Annotated in this window: 27 protein-coding genes; 17 read left to right on the forward strand and 10 right to left on the reverse strand. The window is 37.1% G+C overall.

All coding sequences use genetic code 11. The annotated features are described in order from the left end of the window. Nucleotides 1–66: 66 nt before the first annotated feature. On the reverse strand, nt 67–915 hold the full coding sequence (locus tag K9M53_RS14715; protein WP_224016346.1) for a polysaccharide deacetylase family protein: 849 nt from the start codon (nt 913–915) through the stop codon (nt 67–69). A gap of 274 nt (nt 916–1189) precedes the next feature. On the opposite strand from K9M53_RS14715, the gene K9M53_RS14720 reads away from it, so the two are divergent. The 12 genes from K9M53_RS14720 (at nt 1190) to yidD (ending at nt 11426) form a co-directional block, all read left to right on the forward strand. Beyond that, a complete protein-coding gene (locus K9M53_RS14720) occupies nt 1190–1966 on the forward strand; it encodes an alpha/beta fold hydrolase (protein WP_224016348.1) in 777 nt (258 codons plus the stop codon). A 67-nt stretch (nt 1967–2033) separates the two neighbouring features. After that, on the forward strand, nt 2034–2696 hold the full coding sequence (locus K9M53_RS14725; RefSeq protein WP_224016349.1) for a CBS domain-containing protein: 663 nt from the start codon (nt 2034–2036) through the stop codon (nt 2694–2696). 125 nt (nt 2697–2821) lie between these two features. Continuing rightward, nucleotides 2822–3700: an NAD kinase gene (locus K9M53_RS14730; protein ID WP_224016351.1), complete on the forward strand. Its 879-nt coding sequence runs from the start codon at nt 2822–2824 to the stop codon at nt 3698–3700. A gap of 90 nt (nt 3701–3790) precedes the next feature. Beyond that, a complete protein-coding gene (gene porG / locus K9M53_RS14735; RefSeq protein ID WP_224016353.1) occupies nt 3791–4651 on the forward strand; it encodes a type IX secretion system protein PorG in 861 nt (286 codons plus the stop codon). Nucleotides 4652–4738: 87 nt separating this feature from the next. Then, nucleotides 4739–5485 carry an isoprenyl transferase gene (locus K9M53_RS14740; protein ID WP_224016355.1) on the forward strand — a complete coding sequence of 249 codons (747 nt, stop codon included), beginning with the start codon at nt 4739–4741 and terminating at the stop codon, nt 5483–5485. A 172-nt stretch (nt 5486–5657) separates the two neighbouring features. Next, nucleotides 5658–8390 (forward strand): BamA/OMP85 family outer membrane protein, encoded by a 2733-nt coding sequence (locus K9M53_RS14745; protein WP_224016357.1) that lies wholly within the window; start codon nt 5658–5660, stop codon nt 8388–8390. Nucleotides 8391–8415: 25 nt separating this feature from the next. Beyond that, nucleotides 8416–8928: an OmpH family outer membrane protein gene (locus K9M53_RS14750; protein WP_224016359.1), complete on the forward strand. Its 513-nt coding sequence runs from the start codon at nt 8416–8418 to the stop codon at nt 8926–8928. Nucleotides 8929–8993: 65 nt separating this feature from the next. Next, nucleotides 8994–9533 carry an OmpH family outer membrane protein gene (locus K9M53_RS14755; protein WP_224016361.1) on the forward strand — a complete coding sequence of 180 codons (540 nt, stop codon included), beginning with the start codon at nt 8994–8996 and terminating at the stop codon, nt 9531–9533. A gap of 67 nt (nt 9534–9600) precedes the next feature. Beyond that, the gene (murI, locus tag K9M53_RS14760) at nt 9601–10425 is read left to right on the forward strand and encodes a glutamate racemase (protein ID WP_224016362.1); all 825 of its coding nucleotides are present in this window, start codon (nt 9601–9603) and stop codon (nt 10423–10425) included. Nucleotides 10426–10562: 137 nt separating this feature from the next. Then, nucleotides 10563–10730: a 50S ribosomal protein L34 gene (rpmH, locus tag K9M53_RS14765; protein WP_224016364.1), complete on the forward strand. Its 168-nt coding sequence runs from the start codon at nt 10563–10565 to the stop codon at nt 10728–10730. Between the two features lie 74 nt (nt 10731–10804). Beyond that, nucleotides 10805–11221, forward strand: coding sequence for a ribonuclease P protein component (gene rnpA, locus K9M53_RS14770; RefSeq protein ID WP_224016366.1), 417 nt, complete (start codon nt 10805–10807; stop codon nt 11219–11221). Next, complete coding sequence (yidD, locus tag K9M53_RS14775; protein ID WP_224016368.1) at nt 11196–11426, forward strand: membrane protein insertion efficiency factor YidD; 231 nt, start codon at nt 11196–11198, stop codon at nt 11424–11426. The genes rnpA and yidD overlap by 26 nt, the downstream gene beginning before the upstream one ends. 145 nt (nt 11427–11571) lie before the next feature. On the opposite strand, the gene K9M53_RS14780 is transcribed toward yidD, so the two are convergent. The 3 genes from K9M53_RS14780 to dusB form a co-directional block, all read right to left on the reverse strand. Further along, nucleotides 11572–12171 (reverse strand): superoxide dismutase, encoded by a 600-nt coding sequence (locus K9M53_RS14780; protein WP_224016370.1) that lies wholly within the window; start codon nt 12169–12171, stop codon nt 11572–11574. A gap of 79 nt (nt 12172–12250) precedes the next feature. Continuing rightward, nucleotides 12251–12688: a tRNA adenosine(34) deaminase TadA gene (gene tadA / locus K9M53_RS14785; RefSeq protein ID WP_224016372.1), complete on the reverse strand. Its 438-nt coding sequence runs from the start codon at nt 12686–12688 to the stop codon at nt 12251–12253. Nucleotides 12689–12800: 112 nt separating this feature from the next. Continuing rightward, a complete protein-coding gene (dusB, locus tag K9M53_RS14790) occupies nt 12801–13841 on the reverse strand; it encodes a tRNA dihydrouridine synthase DusB (protein WP_224016374.1) in 1041 nt (346 codons plus the stop codon). A gap of 81 nt (nt 13842–13922) precedes the next feature. On the opposite strand from dusB, the gene K9M53_RS14795 reads away from it, so the two are divergent. The 3 genes from K9M53_RS14795 to K9M53_RS14805 all read left to right on the forward strand — a co-directional run bounded on the left by K9M53_RS14795 (nt 13923) and on the right by K9M53_RS14805 (nt 17049). Next, nucleotides 13923–14915, forward strand: a complete 993-nt coding sequence (locus K9M53_RS14795) for a CPBP family intramembrane glutamic endopeptidase (RefSeq protein WP_224016376.1) — start codon at nt 13923–13925, stop codon at nt 14913–14915. Continuing rightward, nucleotides 14906–15610 (forward strand): phosphatidate cytidylyltransferase, encoded by a 705-nt coding sequence (locus K9M53_RS14800; RefSeq protein WP_224016378.1) that lies wholly within the window; start codon nt 14906–14908, stop codon nt 15608–15610. Before K9M53_RS14795 ends, K9M53_RS14800 begins: the two co-directional genes overlap by 10 nt. 95 nt (nt 15611–15705) lie before the next feature. Continuing rightward, nucleotides 15706–17049, forward strand: a complete 1344-nt coding sequence (locus tag K9M53_RS14805; RefSeq protein ID WP_224016380.1) for a Gfo/Idh/MocA family protein — start codon at nt 15706–15708, stop codon at nt 17047–17049. A gap of 69 nt (nt 17050–17118) precedes the next feature. Here the strand turns inward: K9M53_RS14805 and K9M53_RS14810 are convergent, their stop codons facing one another. The 6 genes from K9M53_RS14810 to alaS form a co-directional block, all read right to left on the reverse strand. Beyond that, nucleotides 17119–17559, reverse strand: coding sequence for a carboxymuconolactone decarboxylase family protein (locus tag K9M53_RS14810; protein ID WP_224016382.1), 441 nt, complete (start codon nt 17557–17559; stop codon nt 17119–17121). Between the two features lie 60 nt (nt 17560–17619). Beyond that, nucleotides 17620–18195: a Crp/Fnr family transcriptional regulator gene (locus tag K9M53_RS14815; RefSeq protein WP_224016384.1), complete on the reverse strand. Its 576-nt coding sequence runs from the start codon at nt 18193–18195 to the stop codon at nt 17620–17622. 14 nt (nt 18196–18209) lie between these two features. Further along, a complete protein-coding gene (locus tag K9M53_RS14820; RefSeq protein ID WP_224016386.1) occupies nt 18210–19340 on the reverse strand; it encodes a TlpA disulfide reductase family protein in 1131 nt (376 codons plus the stop codon). Nucleotides 19341–19437: 97 nt separating this feature from the next. Then, nucleotides 19438–21003 (reverse strand): Asp-tRNA(Asn)/Glu-tRNA(Gln) amidotransferase subunit GatB, encoded by a 1566-nt coding sequence (gene gatB, locus K9M53_RS14825; protein WP_224016388.1) that lies wholly within the window; start codon nt 21001–21003, stop codon nt 19438–19440. A 137-nt stretch (nt 21004–21140) separates the two neighbouring features. Beyond that, nucleotides 21141–22160, reverse strand: a complete 1020-nt coding sequence (locus tag K9M53_RS14830) for a PDZ domain-containing protein (protein WP_224016390.1) — start codon at nt 22158–22160, stop codon at nt 21141–21143. A 202-nt stretch (nt 22161–22362) separates the two neighbouring features. Beyond that, the gene (gene alaS, locus K9M53_RS14835) at nt 22363–24984 is read right to left on the reverse strand and encodes an alanine--tRNA ligase (RefSeq protein ID WP_224016393.1); all 2622 of its coding nucleotides are present in this window, start codon (nt 24982–24984) and stop codon (nt 22363–22365) included. Between the two features lie 238 nt (nt 24985–25222). Here alaS and K9M53_RS14840 point away from each other — a divergent pair, with 238 nt between their 5' ends. Together K9M53_RS14840 and K9M53_RS14845 are read left to right on the forward strand one after the other, a co-directional pair. Then, nucleotides 25223–26194: a M23 family metallopeptidase gene (locus K9M53_RS14840; RefSeq protein ID WP_224016395.1), complete on the forward strand. Its 972-nt coding sequence runs from the start codon at nt 25223–25225 to the stop codon at nt 26192–26194. 224 nt (nt 26195–26418) lie between these two features. Further along, nucleotides 26419–26970 (forward strand): MerR family transcriptional regulator, encoded by a 552-nt coding sequence (locus K9M53_RS14845; protein ID WP_224016397.1) that lies wholly within the window; start codon nt 26419–26421, stop codon nt 26968–26970. Nucleotides 26971–26976: the final 6 nt, after the last annotated feature.

Here is a 26976-nt window from a genome sequence, read left to right on the forward strand (position 1 = left end):
ACAGTTCTACAACTGTGGACTTAGCTTTTACGTAGAGTTTTAGATAGGCGTACGGATAACAATAATTTACTTCAATCCCGGATAATTAGAAATGATATCAAAATCATATTCATCTTTTGCTTTTAATTTTTTCACCAGGTCGCTTAATTGAGAAGAGTCATCTGCATCTGCGTAAACCTGGTCGTGCGCCAATAATACCAACTGATCGGGAGTTTTGGTTTTACCCTTTGCAAATACACTATCTATTTGTTGTAAAACTTCATCGCTGGTACTTTCAAGCTTTAAGTTCTTATCAAAGTGCCATTCAAGGTCCCATCCAATTGCAGTAAAACCTTTGCTTCGCAAACTATCCGCAGTTGCAGTACTTGCTTTAATATCGGTAGCAGTAATGTTTTCTGTTCGCCAGATATTTCTACCGGGAGTTCGTACTATTTTATCGGTTAAATGAAGACTATCGGCACATCGGATAAAATCCTTAACAGCAGAATCACTGCAAGTATAAAATTTTACATACCGATTGTTGAAGGCATGAGAGAAACTATGATTCTCCAATTCAATCATTTTACATTGAACAAGACTGTCAAAAGTAGTTGTTTGTTCCCTGCTTGCATATACATGTTCGCCAATAATGAACATGGTAATAGGAATTTGCTCCTTCTCTGCAATATGCATCACTTTACGGGTGCCTTTGTTAGGTCCATCGTCAAACGTTAAGTACAGCGTTTTGCGCTTTTTCTTTTTAGGCGCAGGCTTAACAGCAACTTTTACAGTAGTGTCTTCGTGTGAAATTTTAATTGGATGAACTGTAGTAGTTGTTTCATTCTCACGATAGTGACAGGCAGAAAGAACAACAGTAATAAAAATGTTTTTGAAGATGATTGAAGCGGCCTGCTCAGCTTCGGAACCTTGGTTCATAAATGTTTGGGTAAAATTTGGTACTATGAAGATATTATTGCAAACAGGTGTTTTGCAAGTTTTTGATGTTAAGAATTATGTAAAGCATGTTTGCAACAAACTGTACCATATTTTGTTCTTCATGGCAAACCTATTAGCAATTAAATGAATGTTGATGACTGGAATTGACTTTAGCAACACTTATTAATTTATTAATAATGCACTATAATTTTAAATAGACTTTTTTGCAGTAAATCAGTTATTTTGCAATCTATTGACATTGCTTTAAATCAGAATGAGTTACGAAATTAAACAAGACGGGAAATTTAAGTTTATTGAAGAGGGCGAAGGCGAGCCATTGTTATTACTTCATGGATTGTTTGGTGCATTAAGCAATTTTAAAGACCTGATTGAATATTTCAGCCGGTCTTATAAGGTAATTGTACCGATGTTACCGTTGCTGGAAATGGATCTGCTGCATACATCTGTTGGCGGTTTACAAAAGTTTGTTCAAAAATTTGTTGAGCATCGCAAGTATAATAACATTCATTTGTTAGGCAATTCATTGGGTGGGCACGTTGCGTTGGTGTATATTTTAAAACATCCCGAAAAAATAAAAACGCTGACCCTTACAGGAAGCTCTGGTTTATTTGAAAACGGCATGGGTGATACTTATCCCAAACGCGGCGACAAGGAATACATCCGTAAAAAAACTGAGCTTACGTTTTACGATCCTGCCATGGCAACTGATGAATTGGTGAATGAAGTATTTGAAATAACCAATAATCGTATAAAGGTTATCAAAATAATTGCCCTGGCAAAAAGCGCTATTCGCAATAACCTGGGTGATGAATTGAAAGAAATAAAACAACCTACCTGTCTCATTTGGGGTAATAACGATGGTATTACACCTCCATTTGTAGCAGAAGAATTTCATAAATTAATTCCTAATAGCGAGCTGCATTTTATCGATAAATGTGGTCATGCTCCTATGATGGAAGTGCCGCAAGAGTTCAATAAAGTGCTGGAGACTTTTTTGGCAAGCCATAAAAAAGAATTACCCGTAGTTTAACATATTTTTCTTTTTAATACTTTAAACAGGAGAATTGCGTTACTATCTTAGCAGTAACATTCTTATTATGTTAACCACAGATTTCATAAACAACTCAATACCTCGCTTACACCCGAACGACTCGGTAAATAAGGCATTGCAGCTGATGAATGATTTTAGGGTAGAGCATTTACCTGTTGTTTCCAACGAAAAATATTTAGGATTGGTTAGTGAAAACAATTTGCTGGAAGCAGAAGATGAAACCATTACATTGGAAACTTTACAGGAAAGTTTTTTGCTACAGTATGTAAATGAGAACGAACATTTTCTTTCTGCAGTAAGTTTCTCCAATCAATTTGATACTTCTATTGTACCGGTCATTAACGAAGAAAAAGAATTGACCGGCGTTATTACTACGGCTAATCTTTTAAAGTTATTAGGTAATTTTTCAGGAGCGGATGCAATCGCCGGGATCATTGTGCTGCAAATGGAACGGCACCAGTTTGCTATTTCAGAGATCAGCCGTATTGTTGAAAGCAACGATGCTACCATATTGCACCTCAATACTGTTATCCACCCCGATACTGGCATACTAACGGTTACGCTTCAGTTAAATAAAAAGGAAGTAGCTTCTATTGTTAACACCTTTGAACGGTATGAATATAATATAGTCGGCTACTTCGGTAATGAAAAATTTGAGAACGACATTCACAGTAACTTCCGCCATCTAATGAATTACCTCGACATTTAATTTCTATTTCACGTAACTAAACAAAGAATACAAGTACACAAAGCAAACCTTTGTTACATTATGTTTCATTGTGAACTTTGTGAAATAAACATATTTTTACGTTAAGATTCAGTATTTTACATTACATGCGTATAGCAATTTACAGTCGCGGAATAGAAAATAATCAGCATAACGATATGGCGTTGTTGTTGAAAGAATTGAATTCATATAAAGCAGAGCCGGTTTTCTCGCAAGATTTCTTCAACCAGTTTTATTCTGCCATCAATATAAAAGGTAAATATTCCACTTTTACCTCTGCAGACGATTTGAATGAATCCATTGATTGCCTTATCAGCCTTGGTGGTGATGGCACTTTGCTGGATACTGTTACCATGGTTAAAGATAAAGGCATCCCTGTATTAGGCATTAACTATGGACGCTTGGGATTTTTAGCAAATATTGGTAAAGAGGAATTACATTCTGCCATCCAGTCGTTAGTTGAGAGAACATATGTTTTAGATAAAAGAACATTGATTCACCTGGATGGTGATATTCCATTGTTCAATGGAATGCCCTATGCACTGAACGAATTTACGCTTCAGAAAAAAGATTCATCATCAATGATAAAGATTCATACTTATTTGAATGGTGAATTTCTAAACACTTATTGGGCTGATGGATTGATTGTTGCCACACCAACCGGCTCTACAGGTTATTCCTTAAGCTGTAATGGCCCCGTTGTTTTTCCTGAAAGCAAAAGTTTTGTAATTACACCTATTGCACCCCATAACTTAAACATACGTCCCATCGTAATTCCTGACGATAATATTATTTCATTTGAAGTAGAAGGAAGAACAGACAGCTATATTTGTACATTGGATAGTCGCAGGCAGGTTGTTCCAAAAGAAGCGCAGTTAGCAGTTAAAAAAGAGAGCTTCGAAATAAACCTTATCCGCTTAAACGAAAATAATTTCCTCCAAACACTTCGCAACAAATTAATGTGGGGAGCAGATAAAAGAAATTAAAATGTTGCAGGCTTGTTAATCTCTTTTATAACATGGCAACAATATTGCTATACATACGTTTTTGAGCAACAATGCGTTATTTTTGCAACCATGAAAAAGAAAACCATTATCATCCTTTTCGCCGTTGTGGTAGGTTTTAATGCCCATGCACAATTTGGCGAATTTTTACAGGGTGAATTTGGTTTTACTGCGGGCGTGTCGAATTATTTTGGCGATCTAAACCCCAGCTCCTCCTTTAGCCATCCGAAACCTGCAGTTGGTATCTTTTACTTAAAGCAATTTAATAATTACCTCGGCATGCGGGTAAGTGCACATTATACCCAATTAGGATACAGCGATATCTATAATAATAACAGTTTTCAAAGATTAAGAAACTTAAGCTTCAATACCGATATCTGGGAGCTGGCAGTGCATGGCGATTTCAATTTTTTTAAATTCGTTCCTGGAGATGATAAATATTTTTTCACTCCTTTTATATCTATTGGTGCCGGCATTTTTACGTATGATCCTTATGCCTATGTACAAGGCCGCAAAGTTTATCTTCGTCCACTCGGTACCGAAGGACAAAATATTAATTATAAAGATGCAGAAGGAAATGTTCGCTCTCCTTATGGCTCAATGGCCTTTTGTTTCCCTGTTGGTATTGGCATAAAATATAATATCAGCAACCGAACTAATCTTTCTTTTCAAATAACACATCGCCTTACTAATACTGATTATATTGATGATGTAAGTACCACTTATGTTGGTGCGGATAAATTTCCTACCCTACCCAATGGTCAACCTTCGGATGCGGGCTTATTACAAGACCGCAGCTATAATTATGGCACTCCTATTGGTGTTGAAGGGCGTCAAAGAGGCTGGAGCAAGCAAAAAGATCAATATATTATTGCAGAAATAGGGCTTTCTTTTACTTTTAGCGATTATCGTTGTCCTTCGGCAGAATATTAATGGCTAACCCTTTATTGCAACTAAATTTCATTACTTTTGCCCGCCAGAGTCAGGTGTAAAAGCCTGACCTGCTAATTTTTAGACTTAATGAGTTTGAAAGATTCTATAAATAAAGATCTTCTGCCATCGCACATCGCAATTATTATGGATGGCAATGGACGCTGGGCAAAAGAAAAAGGTGAAGACAGGCTATTTGGACATTTCCATGGAGTTGAGAGTGTGCGGGCTAATGTAGAAGGTTGCGCAGAATTGGGTGTACAATATCTTACTTTATACGCATTTAGCACCGAAAATTGGGACAGACCTGAATATGAAGTAAAAGGACTAATGGAATTATTGGTAGATACCATCCGTAAAGAAGTACCTACGCTTAACAAAAACAATATTAAGCTGCATGTAATTGGCGATATCAGCATGTTGCCCGGCAATGCTCAAAATGAGTTAGCAGAAGCAATAAATGAAACAAGCGCCAATACCGGCTTGAACCTGATAATGGCATTGAGTTACAGCAGCAAATGGGAAATACAACAAGCACTTAAGCAAATTGTAACAGAGGCGGCAGATGGAAGATTGACACCAGGTGATGTAACCCAGGAAACATTTAAAAATTACCTGGCTACCAAAAATTTTCCTGATCCCGAACTGATGATAAGAACCAGTGGCGAACATAGAATTAGTAATTTTTTATTATATCAACTGGCTTATGCAGAATTGTATTTTACAGATGTTCGCTGGCCTGATTTCAGAAAAGAAAATTTATACGAGGCTATCATAGATTTTCAAAACAGGGAGCGTCGTTTTGGTAAAACCAGTGACCAGGTACAGGCACAATAGTGAAAACGTGAGAGGTGAAACGTGAGAAATGAATACGTCAACATTAACAGCTCACTGCTTACGATTCACCCTTAAAGTTTTAAGTCATTGATTCTAAAAAAGCTAAACAATTTTCATTTAACAATTCGTTTTCATAATTGCAAGTAATTTGCCGACCGTAAAAAAACAGTTAATGCACCGGATCTACCAGAGTTTTATATTTATTATCATAGCATTTGTAAGTAGTAAGGCAACAGCTCAGATAGATTCGATACCACCAGCCTCCGCTTCTGTTAACCCTGCCTTGGTACACATTTTCGAATCACGAGTTCCTAAAGAATATGTTATTTCTGACATTGTTGTAACAGGAACAAAGGCTTTTGATAAAAATCTTATCATTTCTATTTCAGGTTTACAAGTTGGCGATAAAGTACAGATACCTGGTACCGATGTCTTCAGCAAAGCCATCAATAAGCTGTGGAATCAGAATTTAATTGCAGATGTGCAATTGTATTTTACCAATTTAGTTGGTAATAATTTAAGCATTGAAATTGATATTACTGAGCGCCCACGTTTAACCTCGGTAAAATTTGTTGGAGTTAAAAAAGGAGAAGCTGAAGACCTAACTACAAAATCAGCATTAACAAAAGGCAGAGTAGTTACCGAAAATATGAAGCTGAATGCTTTAGAAGCGATCCATAAGTTTTATGTAGAAAAAGGATATGGTAATGTAAGTGTGGAATTAAAAGAAGAAATGGACTCTTTAGCTAATTCGGAAACAATGACCTTTTACGTTAATAAAGGAGGCAAAGTAAAAGTTAACTCTGTTAATATTTCAGGAAACCATACCATCAGCTCTATCAAGCTAAAGAAACAAATGAAGGGAACAAAAGTGATGAACCGCATTACGCTTTACCCTGAAAAAATCGTAAATCCTTTTGGAGACTCAACTCAACCATCAACTTCATTTAAAGACTACGTAAAGAACTTGGATTTCTTATCTCCTCCAAAAACAAAAGAGATATTGGATCCATATCTTCATTTAAAACTTTTCAGCTCTGCCAAATTCAGTCAGAAAAAGTATGATGAAGACAGAGATAAAATAGTTGATTATTATAACTCACAAGGTTACAGAGATGTATCTATTATCGATACTGCCTCTAACAGAAATAAACAAGGCAACCTTAATTTATTTATAAAAGTAAATGAGGGAGGTAAATATTACTTTGGCAATATCAGCTGGAAAGGAAATACAAAATATGCCGATTCATTATTGTCTCAGTTCTTAGGTATAAGAAAAGGTGATATCTATAATGCTGAATTATTAAATAAGCGTTTAGGTAAAGAATTAACAGCAGAAGGTGGCGATATCAGCAGCTTGTATATGGATGACGGATACCTGTTTTTCCGTATCGATCCTGTTGAAACGGCAGTTTATAATGATACAATTGATTTTGAAATAAGAATCCAGGAAGGACCACAGGCAACTATTGGTAAAGTAGATATATCAGGAAACGAAAAAACAAAAGAATATGTTATCCGCAGAGAACTAAGAACAGTTCCCGGAGAAAAATTCAGTCGTGCCGATATTATCCGTACACAAAGAGAGCTATCCCAATTAGGATTTTTTAACCCTGAAAAGATAACACCGAACGTAGTACCGAATGCAGATAATGGAACCGTAGATATTGGTTGGCAGGTAGAAGAGAAATCGAGTGATCAGCTAGAGCTTTCTGCAGGCTGGGGTGGTGGTATTGGGTTAACCGGTACACTGGGCGTAACCTTTAATAACTTTTCCATCAATAATATTTTCAAAAAATCTACCTGGGACCCTTTGCCTTCTGGTGATGGACAACGTTTAAGCGCCCGTGTTCAATCTAACGGTAAAGCATATAGCTCTTACAGCTTTTCGTTTACCGAACCATGGTTAGGCGGCAAAAGAAGAAATTCATTAACTGTAGCATTATCCAGCACAAAATATTCAAATGCTGTAGATCCTTATGGTAATTATTGTTCTGCCTGTGCCGATACTTCTTTTATCAGAACAATGGGTGTATCAGTTTCATTAGGCAAACAATTAAAATGGCCGGATGATTATTTCTCTTTGATTTATTCATTAGAATACCAACGGTATGATCTAAAAAATTATTCCGGAATATTTTCAGGACTTAGCAATGGCAACTCCAATAACATCAATTTCAAGGTAACATTAGCACGTAATGCCACATTAGGAAATCCTATTTTCCCAATAGGCGGGTCTAACTTTTTCTTAAGCGGACAGTTTACATTGCCTTATTCTTTATTAGGCTGGACAAAAACTACAGCCAATCAATACGCATGGCCTGAGTTTCATAAATGGCGTTTTAACGGCGAATATTATGTACCTATTGGCCGAGGGCACGGAGCAGATAAAAATCAGCAGTTGATATTAAAGTTTGCTGCCAAATATGGCTTTATAGGTAAATACAATAGCAAATTGCAAGTATCTCCATTTGAGCGTTTTCAATTGGGCGATGCTGGTTTAAGTAATAGTTTTGCATTATTGGGATATGATATCATTGCTCAAAGAGGGTATCCTGTTTACTCCTCTTCTGATCCAAAAATAAACCCTGAGAATGTTACTCCGTCTCAATTCTTTACTATCTTTAACAAGTACACCATGGAGTTGCGTTATCCGTTTAGTACCAGTCCGACAAGCACCATTTACGGATTGGCATTTTTTGAAGCAGCAAATGGTTGGTACGATTTTAAAGATTATAATCCTTTTAAATTGCGTCGTTCCGTTGGTGTAGGTATGCGCTTTTTCTTACCAATGTTTGGTTTGCTAGGATTTGATTATGGTATTGGAATTGATAAGATCGGTCCGAATGTAGGTTTTACAGATGCTGCTAAATTTACATTCATGTTAGGCCAGGAACCAGAATAATTGAAGCTGATAAATATTTCTGTTTATGAAAAAATTATTAATTATTTCAATTGCGTTGTTGTCTTTTTGTTTTGTTGGCACCGCACAACGATATGCTGTTATCGACAGTAAATACATTTTAGATAAAGTTCCCGAATACAAACAGGCACAGGCAAAATTAGATTCCATTAGCGTACAATGGCAAAAAGAGATCGACTACAAACAATCTCAATTGGATAGTATGCTAAAAAGCTATGATGCAGAACAGGTGATGCTTAGCGATGAATTAAAGCAAAAACGGGAAGACGAATTATACAATCGCCAGAAAGCTTTAAGAGACCTACAAAAAAAGCGTTTTGGCTTTGAGGGCGATCTTTTTAAGAAAAGACAAGAACTGATAAAACCAATACAAGACAGAGTTTACTCTGCTATTCAAAAGCTGGCAGTGGAAAAATCCTTTGATTTTATTTTGGATAAAAGTGAAGGAATTACCGTTATATTTGCCGACCCAAAATTGGATAGAAGCGACGATGTATTAAAGAATTTAGGCATTAAATAAACTTACCTATACATAGATCGTCCATTACAAAACAAAAAATAATACGTAAATATTAAAATCAGGAAATGAAAAAACTATTCGTAGCAGGCGCATTGGTGTTAAGTGTATTTGGAGCATCTGCGCAAGGTAAAATTGGTTACATCAGTACAGAAGATTTAATATCGGCAATGCCTGAAGCTGCAGATGCCAATAGTAAATTACAGGATTATCAAAGTTCATTACAACAACAAGGCAATGAATATTTGCAGGAACTGAATGAAAAAGACAGCTTGTTTGTCAGAGATTCTATCAAACTATCTTCAGCAGCAAAAGAATTAAGAAGAAACGATTTGATCGCATTGTATCAAAAAGTTCAGAACTGGAATCAAACTTCACAACAGTTATTACAGGAAAAACAACAAACATTGTTGGCTCCTATACGTTCTAAAGCATTAGATGCCATTAAAGATGCAGCAAAAGATGGTGGCTACACTTACGTATTAGACGCAGCAGCATTAATTGTTAGTCCTCCGGGAGATGACATTTTACCATTGGTAAAAAAGAAATTAGGCATTAAAGATGTCCCGTCTACAAAAACACCGGTAACAAAGCCCATCGGACAATAATTAATTATAAATAATAATTATACAAAGCCATCTTATTAAAACAAGATGGCTTTATTATTTTTGATGAATGAAAGAATATCAGCCTATTGGTGTATTTGATAGCGGTTATGGTGGTTTAACAGTTTTAAAAGAAATTGTTGCAAAGCTTCCTGAATACGATTATTTGTATTTGGGTGATAATGCCCGTGCTCCTTATGGTCCCAGAAGCTTTGAAACTGTTTATCAATATACATTGGAATGTGTAGAGTGGTTTTTTAAACAAGGGTGTTCGTTGGTAGTGCTGGCCTGTAATACAGCTTCTGCCAAAGCGTTGCGAACAATACAGCAAAATGATCTTCCTAAGTTAGACGGCAGTAAAAGAGTGTTAGGCGTTATTCGCCCCACAACAGAAATTATTGGCAATTTTACCAAAACAAACGAGATTGGTATTCTGGGTACTAACGGTACTGTACAATCGAATTCCTATCCCATTGAAATAGCAAAGTTTTATCCAGACATAAAAGTCCACCAGGAAGCAGCTCCAACCTGGGTGCCATTAGTAGAGAACAATGAATACGACACTCCGGGAGCAGACTACTTTGTAGAAAAACACATTCGTAATTTATTAGCTCAATCACAAAATATCGATACGATTTTATTGGCTTGTACCCATTATCCTTTGTTGATCGATAAGATCAAAAAGTATGTGCCTGAAAAGTTAAGCATTGTTTCTCAGGGAAAAATTGTTGCGGATAGTTTGTCAGATTACCTGGAGCGTCATTCAGAGATAGAATCAAAATGCAGCAAAGGTGGAAAAATCTCATTTTATACCACCGATTCTACCCAAGATTTTGACAATCATGCAGCTGTTTTCTTCGGAAAACCAGTAAAATCAACCCATTTACATCTTTAAATCACAAAATTCTTAGTTATTAATTACCAATTTTTAATTAAAAACCCTACCTTTGCCGTCCTTTCACAAACAGCAGGGATGGTGCCCTGGTGGATGTAAACAGAAAAAATATTTTGTAAAAGGAAAAACTTAAAACAATGCCTGGTAAAAAAAGGACCTATCAACCTCATAAACGTCGCAGAAAAACAGTACATGGCTTTCGCAAGCGCATGCAAACTGCAGACGGACGTAAAGTATTATCTGCACGCCGCAGAAAAGGACGCAGGAAGCTAACTGTTTCAAGCGAACGTGGTACTAAAAAATAAACCCTAAATTCCCCTAAGGGGACTTTGAAATAAATTATAGCCCTCTTGCAGAGGGCTTTTTTAATTTTGCATAATTGGAAGAAAGAATACGATATACACTTAATAAGAACGAGCGACTTAAAAGTCGTAAAAAAATTGAGCATTTATTTAAAACAGGAAAGAGCATTAATGCTTTTCCCGTACGAATGCTTTATGTATTAAGTACAAATGAAACAAGCGATAATACATTACTGGCAGGATTTAGTGCAAGCACGAAAAATTTTAAAAAAGCAGTTGATCGTAACCGGATCAAACGCTTATTAAGAGAAGCTTATCGTTTACAAAAAACCGAGTTGGAAAAACAACTCAAATCTTCCAATAAAAACATATCGCTTTTTTTTATTTATAGCGGAACCGAATTGCCCGAATACAAGTTGATTTATGAAAAGGTGCAAACATTGATCAAGCGACTGCAAAAAAACTTTCATGAGAACAGTACTGCTACTTCTTAGCCTTCCTTTTATTGCATTGATAAAATTATATCAATGGATAATCTCTCCCTGGCTGGGAAGTAAATGCCGCTATACCCCTACCTGCTCTCATTATGGCATTGAAGCATTTAAAAAATACGGACCCATTAAAGGTTTTTGGTTAACTGTTAAACGGATTGCTCGATGTCATCCCTGGGGCGGACATGGGTATGATCCTGTACCGTAATAAAAAACTGCAACCATTTCTGATTGCAGTTATGAATTAAATAAAAAGAGGTATAACGGTATGCTGTACAAGAGAGTGATCCTTCGTGCCTCAGGATAAACTTCACGATGTTCAATAAAGAACAAATATTGATCACATCATTATCCTAAGCACCAAAACGTTCAGCTACTTTTGTCCAGTTCACTACATTCCAGAATGCAGCTAAATAATCGGCACGTTTGTTTTGATACTTTAAATAATACGCATGTTCCCAAACGTCAACACCCAAAATTGGTGTGCCTTTTACTTCAGCAACATCCATTAAAGGGTTGTCTTGATTAGGAGTAGAAGAGACTTCCAGCTTACCATCTTTCACAATTAACCAAGCCCACCCGCTACCAAAACGAGTCATTCCTGCTGCAGCAAATTTTTCTTTGAATGCATCGAATGAACCGAATGCAGCATTGACAGCATCCGCTAATTTTCCGGTTGGCGCACCGCCTGCATTGCCGGCTAAGCTATCCCAAAAGAAAGTATGATTCCAATGTCCACCACCGTTGTTACGTACAGCAGGACTAATACTTCCTGCAGCAGCCACCAACTCTTCCAACGATTTGTTTTCGTTTGGTGTGCCGGCAATGGCTTTGTTTAAATTATCAACATAAGCCTGGTGATGTTTATCGTGATGAATTTGCATGGTAGTAGTGTCGATATGCGGTTCCAATGCATCGTACGCATATGGAAGCGGCGCTAATGTAAATGCCATAGTTTGTATTTTTTAATTTATGATTGTTTAAATGGATAACAAATGTACAAGGTATTGGTTGAAAAAACTGTGCCGATTCTTATCTTCTCTCTTTAAAAAAATCTTTCATTAATTGCGCACATTCTTCTTTTAAAATGCCCTTTACAATTTCTGTTTTGGGATGAAAAGGATTATTCGGAGCAGTATTTTTTTTATAGCCGTTCTTTTCGTCATCAGCGCCATAAACAATTCTCCCGATTTTGCTCCAATATAAGGCACCGCTGCACATTAGGCAAGGCTCTACAGTTACATATAAAGTAGCTTCCGGTAAGTATTTGCTGCCTAAAAAATTAAATGCGGCAGTTAATGCAATGATCTCTGCATGAGCAGTACTATCAGTGAGTTTCTCCACCTGGTTATAACCTCTGCCGATTATTTTATTATTCATTACAACTACAGCACCTACAGGTACTTCGCCTTCTTCGTAAGCACGCTGCGCCTCTTTAAAAGCTTGTTGCATATAATGTTCGTCGGTCATGTAGTTGTGTAATTTATTGCACGAATTATTTTGGGACAATCATTAGTTCTATATTGAACATCGTGAAGTTTATCCTGAGACACGAAGGATCTCTCACTGCAACGGCATATCATTAATCAACAGAGCATTTCTCATGATAGTTAATAAGCTCTATAGGAAGTCTTTCAAATGTATAACCATTGTATGCTTTACTGATCTCTTCCAATACTTCATCAATCTCTTCTACCGTTTTTAATGTAACCAATTTATATCGAAATTCTTTTATGCCCGGTAATCCTTTTAAATAGTTTGTATAATGACGACGCATTTCATTTATGCCAACAACAGGTCCTTTCCAATCAACTGATTTGTATAAATGTTTTCTGCAAACATCAATACGCTCCTGTAACGTAGGCGGAGCCATTATCTGCTTTGTTTGAAAATAATGCTTCACTTCTCTAAATATCCACGGATAACCGATAGCAGCTCTTCCGATCATAATCCCGTCAACACCATAGCGGTTTTTATATTCCGATGCTTTTTGCGGGCTATCAATATCTCCATTACCAAAAACAGGAATATGAATACGTGGATTATTTTTCACTTTAGCGATCAATGTCCAGTCTGCTTCTCCTTTATATAGTTGGTTTCTTGTTCTGCCATGAATGGTGATCGCTTTTACTCCGATATCCTGTAAGCGCTCGGCCACTTCTTCAATATTTTTTGTTTCATCGTCCCAGCCCAACCTTGTTTTTATGGTAACAGGAAGCGTGGTGCCTTTAATAACGGCTTCGGTTAACCGAACCATTAACGGCACATCTTTTAATACGCCGGCTCCAGCGCCTTTTGACACTACTTTTTTTACCGGGCAGCCAAAATTTATATCTACCAGGTCCGGGTTAACGGTTTCGCATATCCGGGCGCTCATTTCCATAGCATCCTCATCTCCGCCAAATATTTGTATGCCAAAAGGACGTTCTTCTTCACTAAAATCCAGCTTATGCTTACTCTTAATGGCATCTCTTATCAACCCTTCGCTGCTAATAAATTCACTATACATCAGGTCTGCACCGTTTTCTTTACAAACGGCACGAAACGGCGGATCACTCACATCCTCCATAGGAGCTAATAATAAAGGAAATTCAGGCAGTTGTATATTACCGATAGAAGGCATGGTGCAAAAATAAAAACTAAAAACGGTTTTCCAGTTAACGTTAGGTATTAATGTAAATTGCAACCCTATTTGCAACCGATTATGCAGTATAAAAACAATAAAGGATATACCGGCTGGGCACAATTGGCTTTCCTGTTCCTTTTTATTGCAATAGGCATTGTATTGTGGCAATTCACGGCTTTTTTTTTAGAAAACAGGTTATTGGGCACCAACGGAGGATCGTATATTGATCGTTCAATAGCCATGTCGCAGGCATTAATGCGCCCTGAAAATGCTACCTATGCACAATTATTTCAAATAGGAGGCACTTTCTTTCTTTTATTTTTTCCTTCGCTTTTATTTATACTGGTATGTTATAAAAAGATGCTGTGGGGTGGATTCAGTAAGCATTTCTCATTTTTACAAGTTGTGATCGCTTTTTTTATTTTCATAACCGCTAATATTTTTGCCATTCCTTTTGAAAAAATCAGCAAAATTATATTGGCACACTTTCCATATTGGGATTCATTGGCAAAACAAGCAGAACATTTATATAATGAGCAGGTAACTACTTTAAGCATACTTAATACCTGGCCGCAGTTTCTTTTGGCCATATTTATTATGGCTTTTCTGCCAGCCTTATTCGAAGAATTTTTTTTTAGAGGAGTCATTCAGAATTTATTGGTTCGCTGGTTAAAAAAACCTGTAGTTGCAATTGTAATTGCATCGTTACTTTTTAGTCTTATACATGCCTCTTATTATTTATTTATAAGTCGATTTATTTTGGGGTATGTACTAGGCTTGCTTTTTTATCAATCTAAAAATATATGGGTAAACATATCGGCTCATTTTTTCAATAATTTAATAGTGGTTACACAGTTGTTTATCTTGAATATAAGCCATACTGCAGCCAAGCCTGATCTAGATGCAACGAATCCCTCGATACCAGCCTGGTCGCTTATTATTTCATTACCTGTTTTAATTGGCTTATTTATCCAGTTTAAAAAAGCAAGCCAATTAAAAAGACAAAACATTGAAGAAGAAGAAAATAAAGAAATCAATCTTGCTAATACAACACATCCTGCATGGCATTAAATATTCAAACTTTTAAAACCCGTTCACTGACTGCTATTATTTTTGTAATTGTAATGTTAGGCGGATTACTCATAAATCAATGGGGCTTTATTGCATTGTTTACTATCATTCATTTTGGCTGCTGGTACGAGTTTGTGAAGCTGATGAAAAAGATCAATACAGATAAATACATTGGCAATAGCTTTTTAGGACTGACCTATATAACCATACCTGTTTTAATGATGCTTTTTTTGGGTCTTTATAAGCCAAGTTATAGTTATGATAAAGGATATGAATCTTTTCAATATTCCTATCTTATTCCCTGCGCTATTATATTTTCAATATGGATAAATGACACCATGGCTTACATTGTTGGTTCCTTTATAGGCAAGACCCCTTTTTCAAAAATATCTCCTAAAAAAACATGGGAAGGAACATTGGGTGGAATTATTTTATGTGTGGTAGTTATCACTTTACTGGGATATGCTTTACCGCTAGCGCAATCTATAAAACCAATTCACTGGATCGTTATCTCATTGCTGTGCGCCATCGGCGGTACTGCCGGGGATCTGTTGGAAAGCAAAATAAAACGTATGGCTGATGTAAAAGACAGTGGCTCCATAATGCCCGGCCATGGTGGATTTTTAGACAGATTTGATTCTTTACTAATTGCTACTCCGTTGGTTTGGTTGTATGTGAATTTGTTTATGTTTTAAAGTATTCCTGTTACCTTCTCCGATAACGTTGCCGTACATTCTCATAAAATTTGTCCGGGATATTTTTATATTCGTAACAACTAAATCGATTGCTTATGTTTTCTCGTAGAAAATTTATTGCTACTGCCGGAACAACGCTTGCCGGCTCTTTATTACTAAAACCTTCTTTAGTAAATGCTGCTGAATTTTTTAACGGAACTAAAAAAAGATATGCCATGGTTGGCACCGGCGACAGAGGTACCAGCATGTGGGGAAAGGACGTAATGGACGCTTACCCTGACCTGGTAGAGTTTGTAGGGCTCTGTGATAAAAACAAAGGACGTGTTGAATATGCAAAAAAATATATGGGTGTGAGTTGTCCAACGTTTACAGATTTTGATGAGATGATGAAAACTACCAAGCCCGATATTTTAATTGTAACCACTATGTGCTCCACACACGATCAATTTATAATTCGTGGGATGGAATTGGGTGCGGATATCATTACTGAAAAACCGATGACAACGGATGAAACAAAATGCCAGGCAATACTCGATGCAGAAAAACGTACCGGCAAAAAAGTTACGGTAACATTTAATTATCGCTATTCTCCGCATCGTGCTAAAATATGGGAGTTGTTACGAGCAGGAGCTATTGGCAAGATGACATCAGTAGATTTTCATTGGTATCTCGATATTCATCACGGAGCAGATTATTTCCGTCGCTGGCACCGTTTGCGTGAAAACAGCGGAACATTGTTAGTACATAAAGCCACTCATCATTTCGATCTGCTGAATTGGTGGATCGACTCCGATCCTGTTGAAGTTTTTGGTTTTGGCGACCTGGAATTTTATGGAAAGAATCACTCTTTCCGATCTACCAATTGTCGTCCGTGCACCTATAAAGATCAGTGTAAATTTTATTTTGATGTTTCTAAAAAGCAGCGTTACGTTGACCTGTACGTAAATAACGAACAATACGATGGCTATTTGCGTGATGGTTGTGTATGGAAAGAAGACATCAATATTTTTGACAAGATGAACGCTTCGATAAAATATGCCAATAATGTTGAAGTAAGTTATTCATTAACTACCTACTCTCCATATGAAGGTTATCGCATTGCATTCAATGGTACAGAAGGCAGGCTGGAAGCATGGATCAAAGAAAGTAACCCGCCGGAAGAACAGGATTATGATGAGATAATGATCACTAAGAATTTTCAGAAGCCCGAGTTTATTCGTGTACCGAAAGGTGGTGGCGGACATGCTGGTGGAGATAAGCTTTTAAAAGATAAAGTATTTGGTGTTGACAAATCAGATGCATTGCGACAAACAGCCGGAACAAGAGATGGCGCTTTATCCTGTTTGATCGGAATTGCCACACGCAAAAGTATTGACAGTGGTAAGCCGGTGCGTATTGAAGACTTGACAACGATCAAGCCGCAGGAGAAAAAAATGTAAAATAGAAGAATAACAAAGTATTATTCTTCTATTCTTTCTAAGAAGTAATGTTCTACTAAATTACAGATCTTAGTTTTCAATTGGCTTATGTGTACTTACTGCTATTCTGTTCCAGGCATTTATTACAATGACCAACATGATTATTTCGCCAATTGTTTCAGCGCTGAAAAATTTTTCCGCCTGTTTATAAGTAGCATCTGTAACGCCTTTTTTACTAATAACGGTTACTTCTTCTGTAAGCGCTAACATTGCTTTTTCTTCTTCTGTAAAAAGGTCCGTTTCTCTCCAGGCGCTTAACAAGAATAAGCGTTGCTGAGTTTCTCCGCTTTTTAATGCATCTTTCCTGTGCATATTAATGCAAAATGCACAGGAGTTAATTTGCGAAGCTCTCACCATTATCAAATGTTTTTGAATAGTTGTCAAGGAAGACCTGTGTACTATGCCCGACAAGCCATATAATGCTTTCCACGCATCAGGCTGCGTTTGTTCAATATTTACTCTTTGTTCCATTTTATTGATTTTTATGGAGCAAAGCTATTGTGCACCTATAATGCAATTGCTTAAACAGGTTTAAGAAATTCGTTTGTTTCTTATTTCACTTAAATATTCGGGAGTAAATCCTAAGTAAGAAGCCAGCAGGTACTGAGGTATGCGTTGTACAAATTCAGGAAAGGATCTGCTGAAGTCATTATAGAGCTCTTCTCTTGAAAGGTCATACAGGAATTTAATTCTAAACTGAAATGCCGAATGTGCTCTTTGATGAATTAAACGAAAGTAACGTTCCATTTGCGGAAAACGTTGCAGCAACTCTTCCTGCCTCGAAAAATCAAGCGTTATTATTTCACACTTTTCAACTGCCTGTATATAAAAACCGGAAGGTTGCTGAGAAGAGAAAGAGGTGTAATCTGCCAGCCACCAGTTTTCTAATGCAAATTGTATGGTTTGTTCTATTCCTTTGTCATTAATAAAGAACATACGTAAGCAACCCTTGCTTACAAAATAATTGCTCTTGCAAATCTTACCCTCTGTTAATAAATTTTGTTTTTTGGAAACATTGATGATAGTGAAGTATTCTAACACTTCTGCATAATCCTTTTCATCGATCTCAACAAAGCGGGCGATATGATCCTTTAATTTTTGAAACATTGCAGAAAACTAAATTATTTTATAACCTCTGCCAGCTTCATCTCCAGTTCTTTTCCTGTTAAGCCTACCGCAATAATTTTTCCTTCCGGGCTCACCAAAACATTATACGGGATAGCATTAAATCCATATAAGCTCACGGCTTTACTGCTCCAGTTTTGCAGATCGCTGATATGCGTCCACGTTAGTTTATCTGCATTAATAGCATGTATCCATGCCTGCTTATCCTGGTCCAGCGATACCCCTAATACGGTAAAGCCTTTATCTTTATATTCATTATACGCTTTTACTACATTAGGATTTTCGCCACGACAAGGTCTGCACCAGCTTGCCCAAAAGTCTACCAGTACATATTTGCCACGCAGACTGCTTAAAGAAAATACTTTCCCGCTTGTATCAGGCAGGCTGATATTAGGAGCTATGCCACCGATATGAGGTGTTCTGTTGTATTGATCTATCAGTTGCCTGTATTGCTCCGCAATGGAAGTAACAGTAACATTTTTAGGAAAATGCCTTCCCATATTAACAACAGATTTTGCCAGATCATTAGGATCAAAATGACCAGTATAGCCTAATGCATATACTGCATTTATGGGATCGGAAACAGAATCAATAAAAGAGATCACATATTCCTTGTAGGCGTTATTTTTTTCATCGAAATTTTTTGATGCGACAGCAACAGCACTATCAGATGCGTTTTGTGTCTTTAATTGATGCACTTGTCCGTCTGCATCTTCCAACGCATTTCTAAACGAGTTTGATTTAATAAAGAAATTTTTCAAGATAGAATTGGCGTAAGAACCGAACGAAGTATTTTCAACAGTAGGATTATTATAATCTGTGGTAAAAACAATATTATTCGTATCGTTAATAAAAACAAAACCGTTGTTGTTCCTATTGTTTTCCAGCCGAATACGATACAAGCCTTCTTCCTGTGCCAATGCCGACAAACTGAATTTGCCATTTTTTATTTCAGCAGTATCTAGCACTTCCGGGTTTTGCTGGCTAAAAAATAATTGCTCGATATAAATTTTTTGATCTGGAGCGTTCTTTATTTCCCCTGTAATAGTGAGTTGTTGCTTACCTGATTTGCTTTTGCAGGATGACAGACAAAAGACGATCATCGCAAGCGTTAGAAGTTGTTTCATTACACTAATTTATTGTGAACAGTGAATGGTCAATAGTGAAAATATGAAGACCAAAATAATTGTAACAAAGATTGGCAATTCATTATTGACTATCCACTTAATTTAATTTCTCTGCCAGTAATTTATTTACCAACTGCATGTCGGCTTTACCTTTGCTGATCTTTTTTACTTCGCCGGCAAATAAACCGATCAATCCTTTTTTACCACTTTTATATTCTTTTACTTTATCAGGCATTTTGGCAATTACTTCATCTACCCAAACAGCAAGGTTATCAGCGTTGCTATCTTGTATAAGATTTAATTCGGTAGCTATTTGCAACGGCTCTTTGTTCGTTTCTTTCAGCAATGCTTCAAATATTCGGGTAGAAGCAATATTGAAGTTTACTTTTCCATCATCGATCAACTGTACCAATGCCGCAATTTGTTGCGGTTTTAACGCAAAGCCATTCAGTTCTATGTTGTGATGATTGAGATAAGACTTTACAGGTCCGATCAGCCAGTTCACTACTGCTTTATAATGATTGCTGTGCTTGATCGTTGCTTCAAAATAATCTACCATTGTTTTATCCTGGCAGATCATTTGTGCATCATAATCCGACAATTGAAAAACATCTTTATATTTTTTCTCCAATGCTTCGGGCAATGCCGGTAATGATTCTTTTACCTGCTGTAAAAATTCATCAGTAATATTGAACGGAGTCAGATCCGGCTCGGGGAAATAACGGTAATCATCTGCTTCTTCTTTGCTGCGTAAAGAGAACGTAGTATTGTTATCTGCATCAAAGCTTCTTGTTTCCTGTATTACTTTATTACCGCTTTCAACAATTTCTATCAGTCGTTTTATTTCAATATCAATGGCACGTTTTACATTACGGATGCTGTTCAAGTTCTTTACTTCTACTCTTGTTCCCAATTTAATATCGCCTTTTAAACGAACAGAAACGTTGGCATCGCAACGCAGACTGCCTTCTTCCATATTACCATCACATACTTCTACCCAACGCACGAGCTTTCTTAACTCCGTTAAATAAGCAAAAGCTTCATCGCTGCTATGCAGATCGGGTTCAGAAACTATTTCCAATAAAGGAACTCCTGCACGGTTCAAATCGATGGCAGTAAAATTTTCATCTACATCATGCAGGCTTTTACCGGCATCTTCTTCAATATGTATTCTGTTTAGTCGAATGTTTCTTTCTGTATCTTCTACCTTGATCTTTACATGTCCGTTCTTACAAATAGGTGTAGTATGCTGACTAACCTGGTAACCTTTCGGCAGATCAGGATAGAAATAATTTTTACGTGCAAAATAGTTTTGCTGTTCAATATCGCAGCGCAAGGTTAAGCCCAACTTAATGGCGTGTTCAATTGCCTGTTTATTCATCATCGGCAAAGTGCCGGGGTGCGCCAATGTTATGGGGCTTATATGTGTGTTGGGATCTCCGCCAAAAGCAGCGCTGTCGCCGCAGAAGAGTTTACTTTTTGTAAGTAGCTGGGCATGTACTTCCAGCCCTATTACCGCTTCGTATTTATCGTATTGTATCACGGCGCAAAGGTAAGCAATGAGGTATACAATTTCAGGCAAATTATAGCAATACAAATGATTCGCCTCTACAACCGGCGGGCTACGTAACCGCAACGGCGTTGATTTTACTTTTTGTTTCAAGACAAAAAGTTAAATGAAACCCTAAAGCAAAGAAAAAAGGCACCAGAGAACTGATGCCTGTATTATTCGCAAAGTTTGACAACCTTTAAAAATTATTAATAACGTAAAACAAAGCCAGGTTGCCAAACATAACGAGCTTATAAATTCGCCGTTTTTAGTTTACGTGGGATTTTTACGTCGAAGCTTATTTCTTTACCGCTTCGATTAATTTTAATATTGTAAGACATTTTCCCTTCTTCTGGATGTAACTGCTCTCTTGCCTCGTCGGTATTATCAATTTTTTCACCATCTATCTCCGTGATGATATCATCTTTTTTAATGCCTGCATTAGCAGCGGCAGAGCTATCTTCTACATTGATCACTTTTACCTTTCCATCTTCTGTGTCCTGAATTTTTATGCCGATCTTTTTACGTTGTGGCATCCCCATATCAGCCATATCGGGCATATCAGGCATATAAGGAATATCGTTTTCATCCATTTCATCCGGCGATGGTATGGAGAACGAACGCATCATCGGTGCATCAAAAGTAATGGTACGTGTTATTTTTTCTTTGTGTTCACCCAATTTGATCTTCATTGAATTTTCCTTACCTCCTCTTTTGTAATAAACTTTTATTTCCTGTTGTGGTTTTTTAGACCTGATAACAGATGATAATGTTTCAGGATTACTGATATAGTCATCATCCACTTTAGTAATGATGTCACCTTCTTTCAACCCTGCTTTTTCTGCAGCGCCGGAAGGTACCAGCTCATCGATCTTTACACCGTCTTTTACTTTATCAGTAGTTACTCCTAAAAAAGGATAGGAAGATGCTTTACCCAGTTGGTCATACATGTTCTTTAATCCCCAATCGCCACCATTCATGTTATTGAAATCGAGTGTCATGTTTCCATCACGTACCATCATTTTGCGCTTATTGATAGTAACATCTGCATCTTTAAAATCAGAAAGCGGTTTTCCATTAACTGTAATAGAATCGCCGTTGATCTGAACAGTTATGTTCATTTGCTTATCACCTTTATTGCAGATAACAATTTCTTCGCCGTGCTTATTTTTCGCCGGAGGTGGCGGAGCAGGTGCATCCGGTGGTGTATCCTGACCAAATAAGAACTGGCTGAAACCTATAATACACAAGCTTAATAATAACTTTCTCATATCTTATGATTTAATGTACGAAGAATTTAGTAGTTCAAAAATAGAAATAAATTTTGAATTACGAAATGTTTCGGAAATAAAATATTTGCTTTAACAAAATTTTAGAGAGAGAATATTTCACACAACGAAACAAAGAATACTAAGTGCACAAAGAAATAATCGTTGTTACGTTGTATTCATTGCGCACTTTGTGTGAAACACCTTATAATAACGATTTTACCTTTTCAATAACCGCTTTTAAATTACTTGTATCCTGTCCCCCGGCTGTAGCTAAATTCTTTTGTCCGCCGCCACCGCCTTTAATTAAAGGAGCAATATGTTCTTTAATGATCTTGCCAGCATCTAAGTTTTTTGCAGCAACAACAACATCGCTGATACCAACCGCCACAAATGGCTTACCATCTATATTGCTGCAAAGCACCGCCACATGATCGTGTATGTGGTTTTTAAGATCGAAGCATAATTTCTTTAATGCATCAGCATTGGGCACTTCTATTATGGAGCCGATGAAGGTTACATTATTAATGATCTCATCTTTCTGTAATAATTCATTACGAATTCCTACGAGTTGACGGGCTTCTAAATTTTCAATACGCTTTTTCAACTCTGCATTTTCCGATTGAAGATTTTCAATTGCTTTGGAAAGCTCTTTCGGGTTTTTGAGTGTTTCTTTTATTGTATTTAATACTCCGAAAGCTGCATCAATATATTCTTCTGCTGCTTTACCACAAACGGCTTCTACCCGGCGAACACCGGCAGCTACCGCACTTTCATGCTTGATTTTAAACAAGCCTAATTCTCCGGTGTTACCTACATGGGTACCACCGCAAAGCTCTACAGAATAAGCTGGATCAATGATCACAACACGAACCACATCCCCATATTTTTCGCCAAACAAAGCCATAGCACCGAGTTTTAATGCTTCTTCTTTTGGTAATTGTTTTATTACAACGGGAATGTTCTCTCTTATTTTTTCGTTCACTATTTTTTCTACTGCAATAATTTCTTCATCAGCCATTTTTGCAAAATGAGAAAAATCGAAACGTAGATGTTCTTCATTTACCAATGAACCTTTTTGCGCTACATGCGTACCTAATACTTTACGTAAAGCTGCATGTAATAAATGCGTAACACTATGATGAACGGTGATTGCCTTTCTTCTGTCCACATCAACTTTAGCAATTACTTCACCGCTTAATTCCGCCGGAACGGCATCAGCAAAATGAATGAATAAGTTATTTTCTTTCTTGGTATCATTAATTATTAATGGTGAATTATTAATGATTAACTGACCTGAATCTCCCACCTGTCCACCACTCTCTGCATAAAACGGAGTTTCAGCTAATACCAATTGATACGATTCTTTACCTTTTGCTTTTATTTTCCTGTAGCGTAAAATTTTTGTTTTTGTTTCCAATGAATCATAACCAATGAATTTCGATTCACTGCCTTCATTTATGATTATCCAATCTTCTGTATCCAATGCAGATGCAGAACGTCCTCCTTCTTGTTGGCCTTTTCTTTCTTCTTCGTAACCAATCTCATCAACACCCAATCCATTTTCTGTTGCAATCAATTTTGTAAGGTCAATAGGAAAGCCATAAGTATCATGTAATTTAAAAGCACTTTTACCATCAATTATTTTCGATGCTTTCGACGCTTCTATAACTTCCTGTATAAGCTTTAAACCTTTATCCAATGTTCTTAAAAACGCTTCTTCTTCTTCCTTAATTACTTTGCCAACAAAATCCTGTTGTTTTATCAATTCAGGAAAAACATTTTCGAATTGCTTCGCAATAACCGGTAATATTTGAAATAACAACGGTTGCTTATAATCCAAATAAGAATAATAATAACGCACTGCACGTCTTAAGATACGACGTATAACATAGCCTGCTCCTGTGTTTGAAGGTAGTTGTCCATCTGCAATGGTAAAAGAAATGGCACGAATATGATCTGCTAATACACGAAACGCAATGGCTTGTTTGCTGTCGCTGTAATCGTATTTTTTATTGGTAATGGTTTCTATTGCTGCGATGGTTCCGGTGAAAACATCCGTATCGTAATTGCTTTGCTTTTGTTGCAATACTCTTACCAAACGTTCAAAGCCCATCCCGGTGTCAACATGTTTTTCAGGTAGCAATTCTAAGCTTCCATCTTTTTTACGGTTGAATTGAATGAATACATTATTCCATATTTCAATTACCTGTGGGTGATCGTTATTTACCAATGTTTTTCCATCCACTTGTTTTCTTTCTTCATCCGTTCTGCAATCCACGTGTATTTCGGTGCAAGGTCCACATGGGCCGGTATCACCCATTTCCCAAAAATTATCTTTTTTATTGCCTAATAAAATCCTGTCTTCCGGTATCCATTTCTTCCATTCGTTCCAGGCTTCTTCGTCTTTCGGTAAATTTTCTTTTGCATCCCCTTCAAAAACGGTAACGTATAAACGAGATTTGTCTAGTTTCAATACTTCTGTCAATAATTCCCAGCTCCATTCAATGGCTTCTTTTTTAAAATAATCTCCAAAGCTCCAGTTGCCCAGCATTTCAAACATGGTATGATGATACGTGTCAACACCTACTTCTTCCAGATCGTTGTGCTTACCGCTTACCCGCAAACATTTTTGTGTATCGGCAATACGGGTATTGGGGGCTTTTTTGTTGCCTAAAAAGTAATCTTTAAACTGGTTCATGCCCGCATTGGTAAACAACAAAGTAGGATCATCTTTTAAAACAATAGGAGCCGAAGGCACAATGGCATGTCCTTTTGATTTAAAAAAATCGAGAAACTGTTGTCGTATTGCGGCGCTCGTCATCATAGCCATTCCTGTTTTTAGGTTGATTTTTGCGTTTTAAGAGTCTATATTTGTAACCTTTTTTAAGGGTGGGTGCAAAAGTAATTCTTTTATTGTTTGTGTGAATGAGGAAGGTTTCACACAAAGCGCACAAAGAAAACGACGAAACAACGATGATAACTTTGTGTACTTTGCATTCTTTGTTCCGTTGTGTGAAATTTTCGCTTAAAAAACTAATCTTATCCAATGAAGACCATCTTGCATGAAAAAAATAAAATATTACTATAACACCAATACGCTTCGATACGAAAAGCTGGTAACGCCTTTGCGGGTAAAGCTGTTGCGTGTGTTTGGTTTTTTTTCTGCATTGATCGTTAGCTGTGCCATTGTGATCTTTTTATACACCAAATTCTTCCCGAATCCTTCTGATATTGAACTGCATCACCGCTATGATAATCTGAAAGATGATTATACAGCGCTAAATGACCGTGTACAGCAGCTTCAACAGCAAATGGCGGAGCTGGAGCAGCGTGACAACAAAGTATATCGCTCCATTTTTGAAGCCACGCCACTACCGGATAGCGCAAGAGCCAAACTAATCGAAAAGAAAAAAGAAATTGAGAAAGTACAGGTAATGGCGGATGATGCACTGGGAACCGATATTGCCAAGACATTGAACAATTTGGCTGCACGTATTGCCTTTCAGCAAGACAGCTATACTGATATTGAAAAATTAATTAACAACCAGGGAGATAAACTGGCTTGTATCCCGGCAATACAACCGGTGAGCAATAAAGACCTTACCCGTATCGGCAGCGGTTTCGGTATGCGCATCCATCCCATTTATGGAATTGCAAAAATGCACTATGGCATCGATTTTACTTCGCCGCAAGGAACACCAATTTATGCTACCGGCAACGGTACAGTGATAACTGCCGGCGAAGGAACAGGTACAGGAAACCATGTGATCATTAATCATGGGTATGGGTATCAAACAGTTTATATGCACATGGTGCGCATTAAAGTTCATGTGGGACAAAGGGTAAAACGAGGCGAAGTAATTGGCTGGGTAGGCAGCACAGGTGCCAGTACCGGACCTCATTGCCATTACGAAGTACATATTGATGGAACTCCTGTTGACCCTGTTTACTTTTTCTATAATGATCTGAGCGCAGAACAATACGATCGTTTGCTGAAGATCGCTGCAACAGGCAGTGCAAAAAGCTTTGACTAGCTGCATTCTCCTAAAAGAGAAAGAAACTGAAAAATTAAAAAGGAGATCAGGTTTTTATATTTTATGTAATGAGCATTAGTTCCCTGTTTAAACATCGTTGTGTCACTCACTTCATCTGATTACTACTATTTAACTTTTATTAAACGTAGAATATAGATGCACATTGTATTCACAACTAATAAACCAATAAACAACTAAACAAATAAACCATTAACTTTAGGGTAATGCCACTTCAACAAATAGCTTTTGATTTTGATGCACCGCCGGTAGAAAAAGAACCGGAGAAAAAAGTTGTTGACAAAAAAGTGGAAGAGGAAAAAGCAAAAGTTGAAAGCGAAAAGCCGAAGGCAGAGACCAAAAAACAGGTTGTTGTTAAACAAAAAAAATCAACAAGAGGCAGAAAGAGCTTAAAGGAAATTGCCATTACAGCCGACCTGATAGAAGTACCCGAAGATGAGATCCTGTTTCAGAAAATGTATTATTCTATTGGAGATGTAGCGAGAATGTTTAAAGTAAACCAATCGCAGATACGTTTTTGGGAAAATGAGTTTACGGTATTAAAACCAAAGAAAAATGGTAAAGGCGACCGGTTATTCAGGCCGGAGGATATTAAGAACCTGCAGATGATCCACCACCTTGTCCGTGAAAAAAAATATACAATGGAGGGCGCCAAAGATTTTTTTAAGAATAATAAAAAGGCAGAAGAAAAATTCGCAGTGATAGAATCGCTTAAAAAGATCAAAGCTTTTTTAAATGAATTAAAAGCGAACCTTTAAGTGATA

Origin of the sequence: Ferruginibacter albus, assembly GCF_020042285.1 — a bacterium.
GTDB classification, from domain to species: Bacteria; Bacteroidota; Bacteroidia; order Chitinophagales; family Chitinophagaceae; genus Ferruginibacter; species Ferruginibacter albus.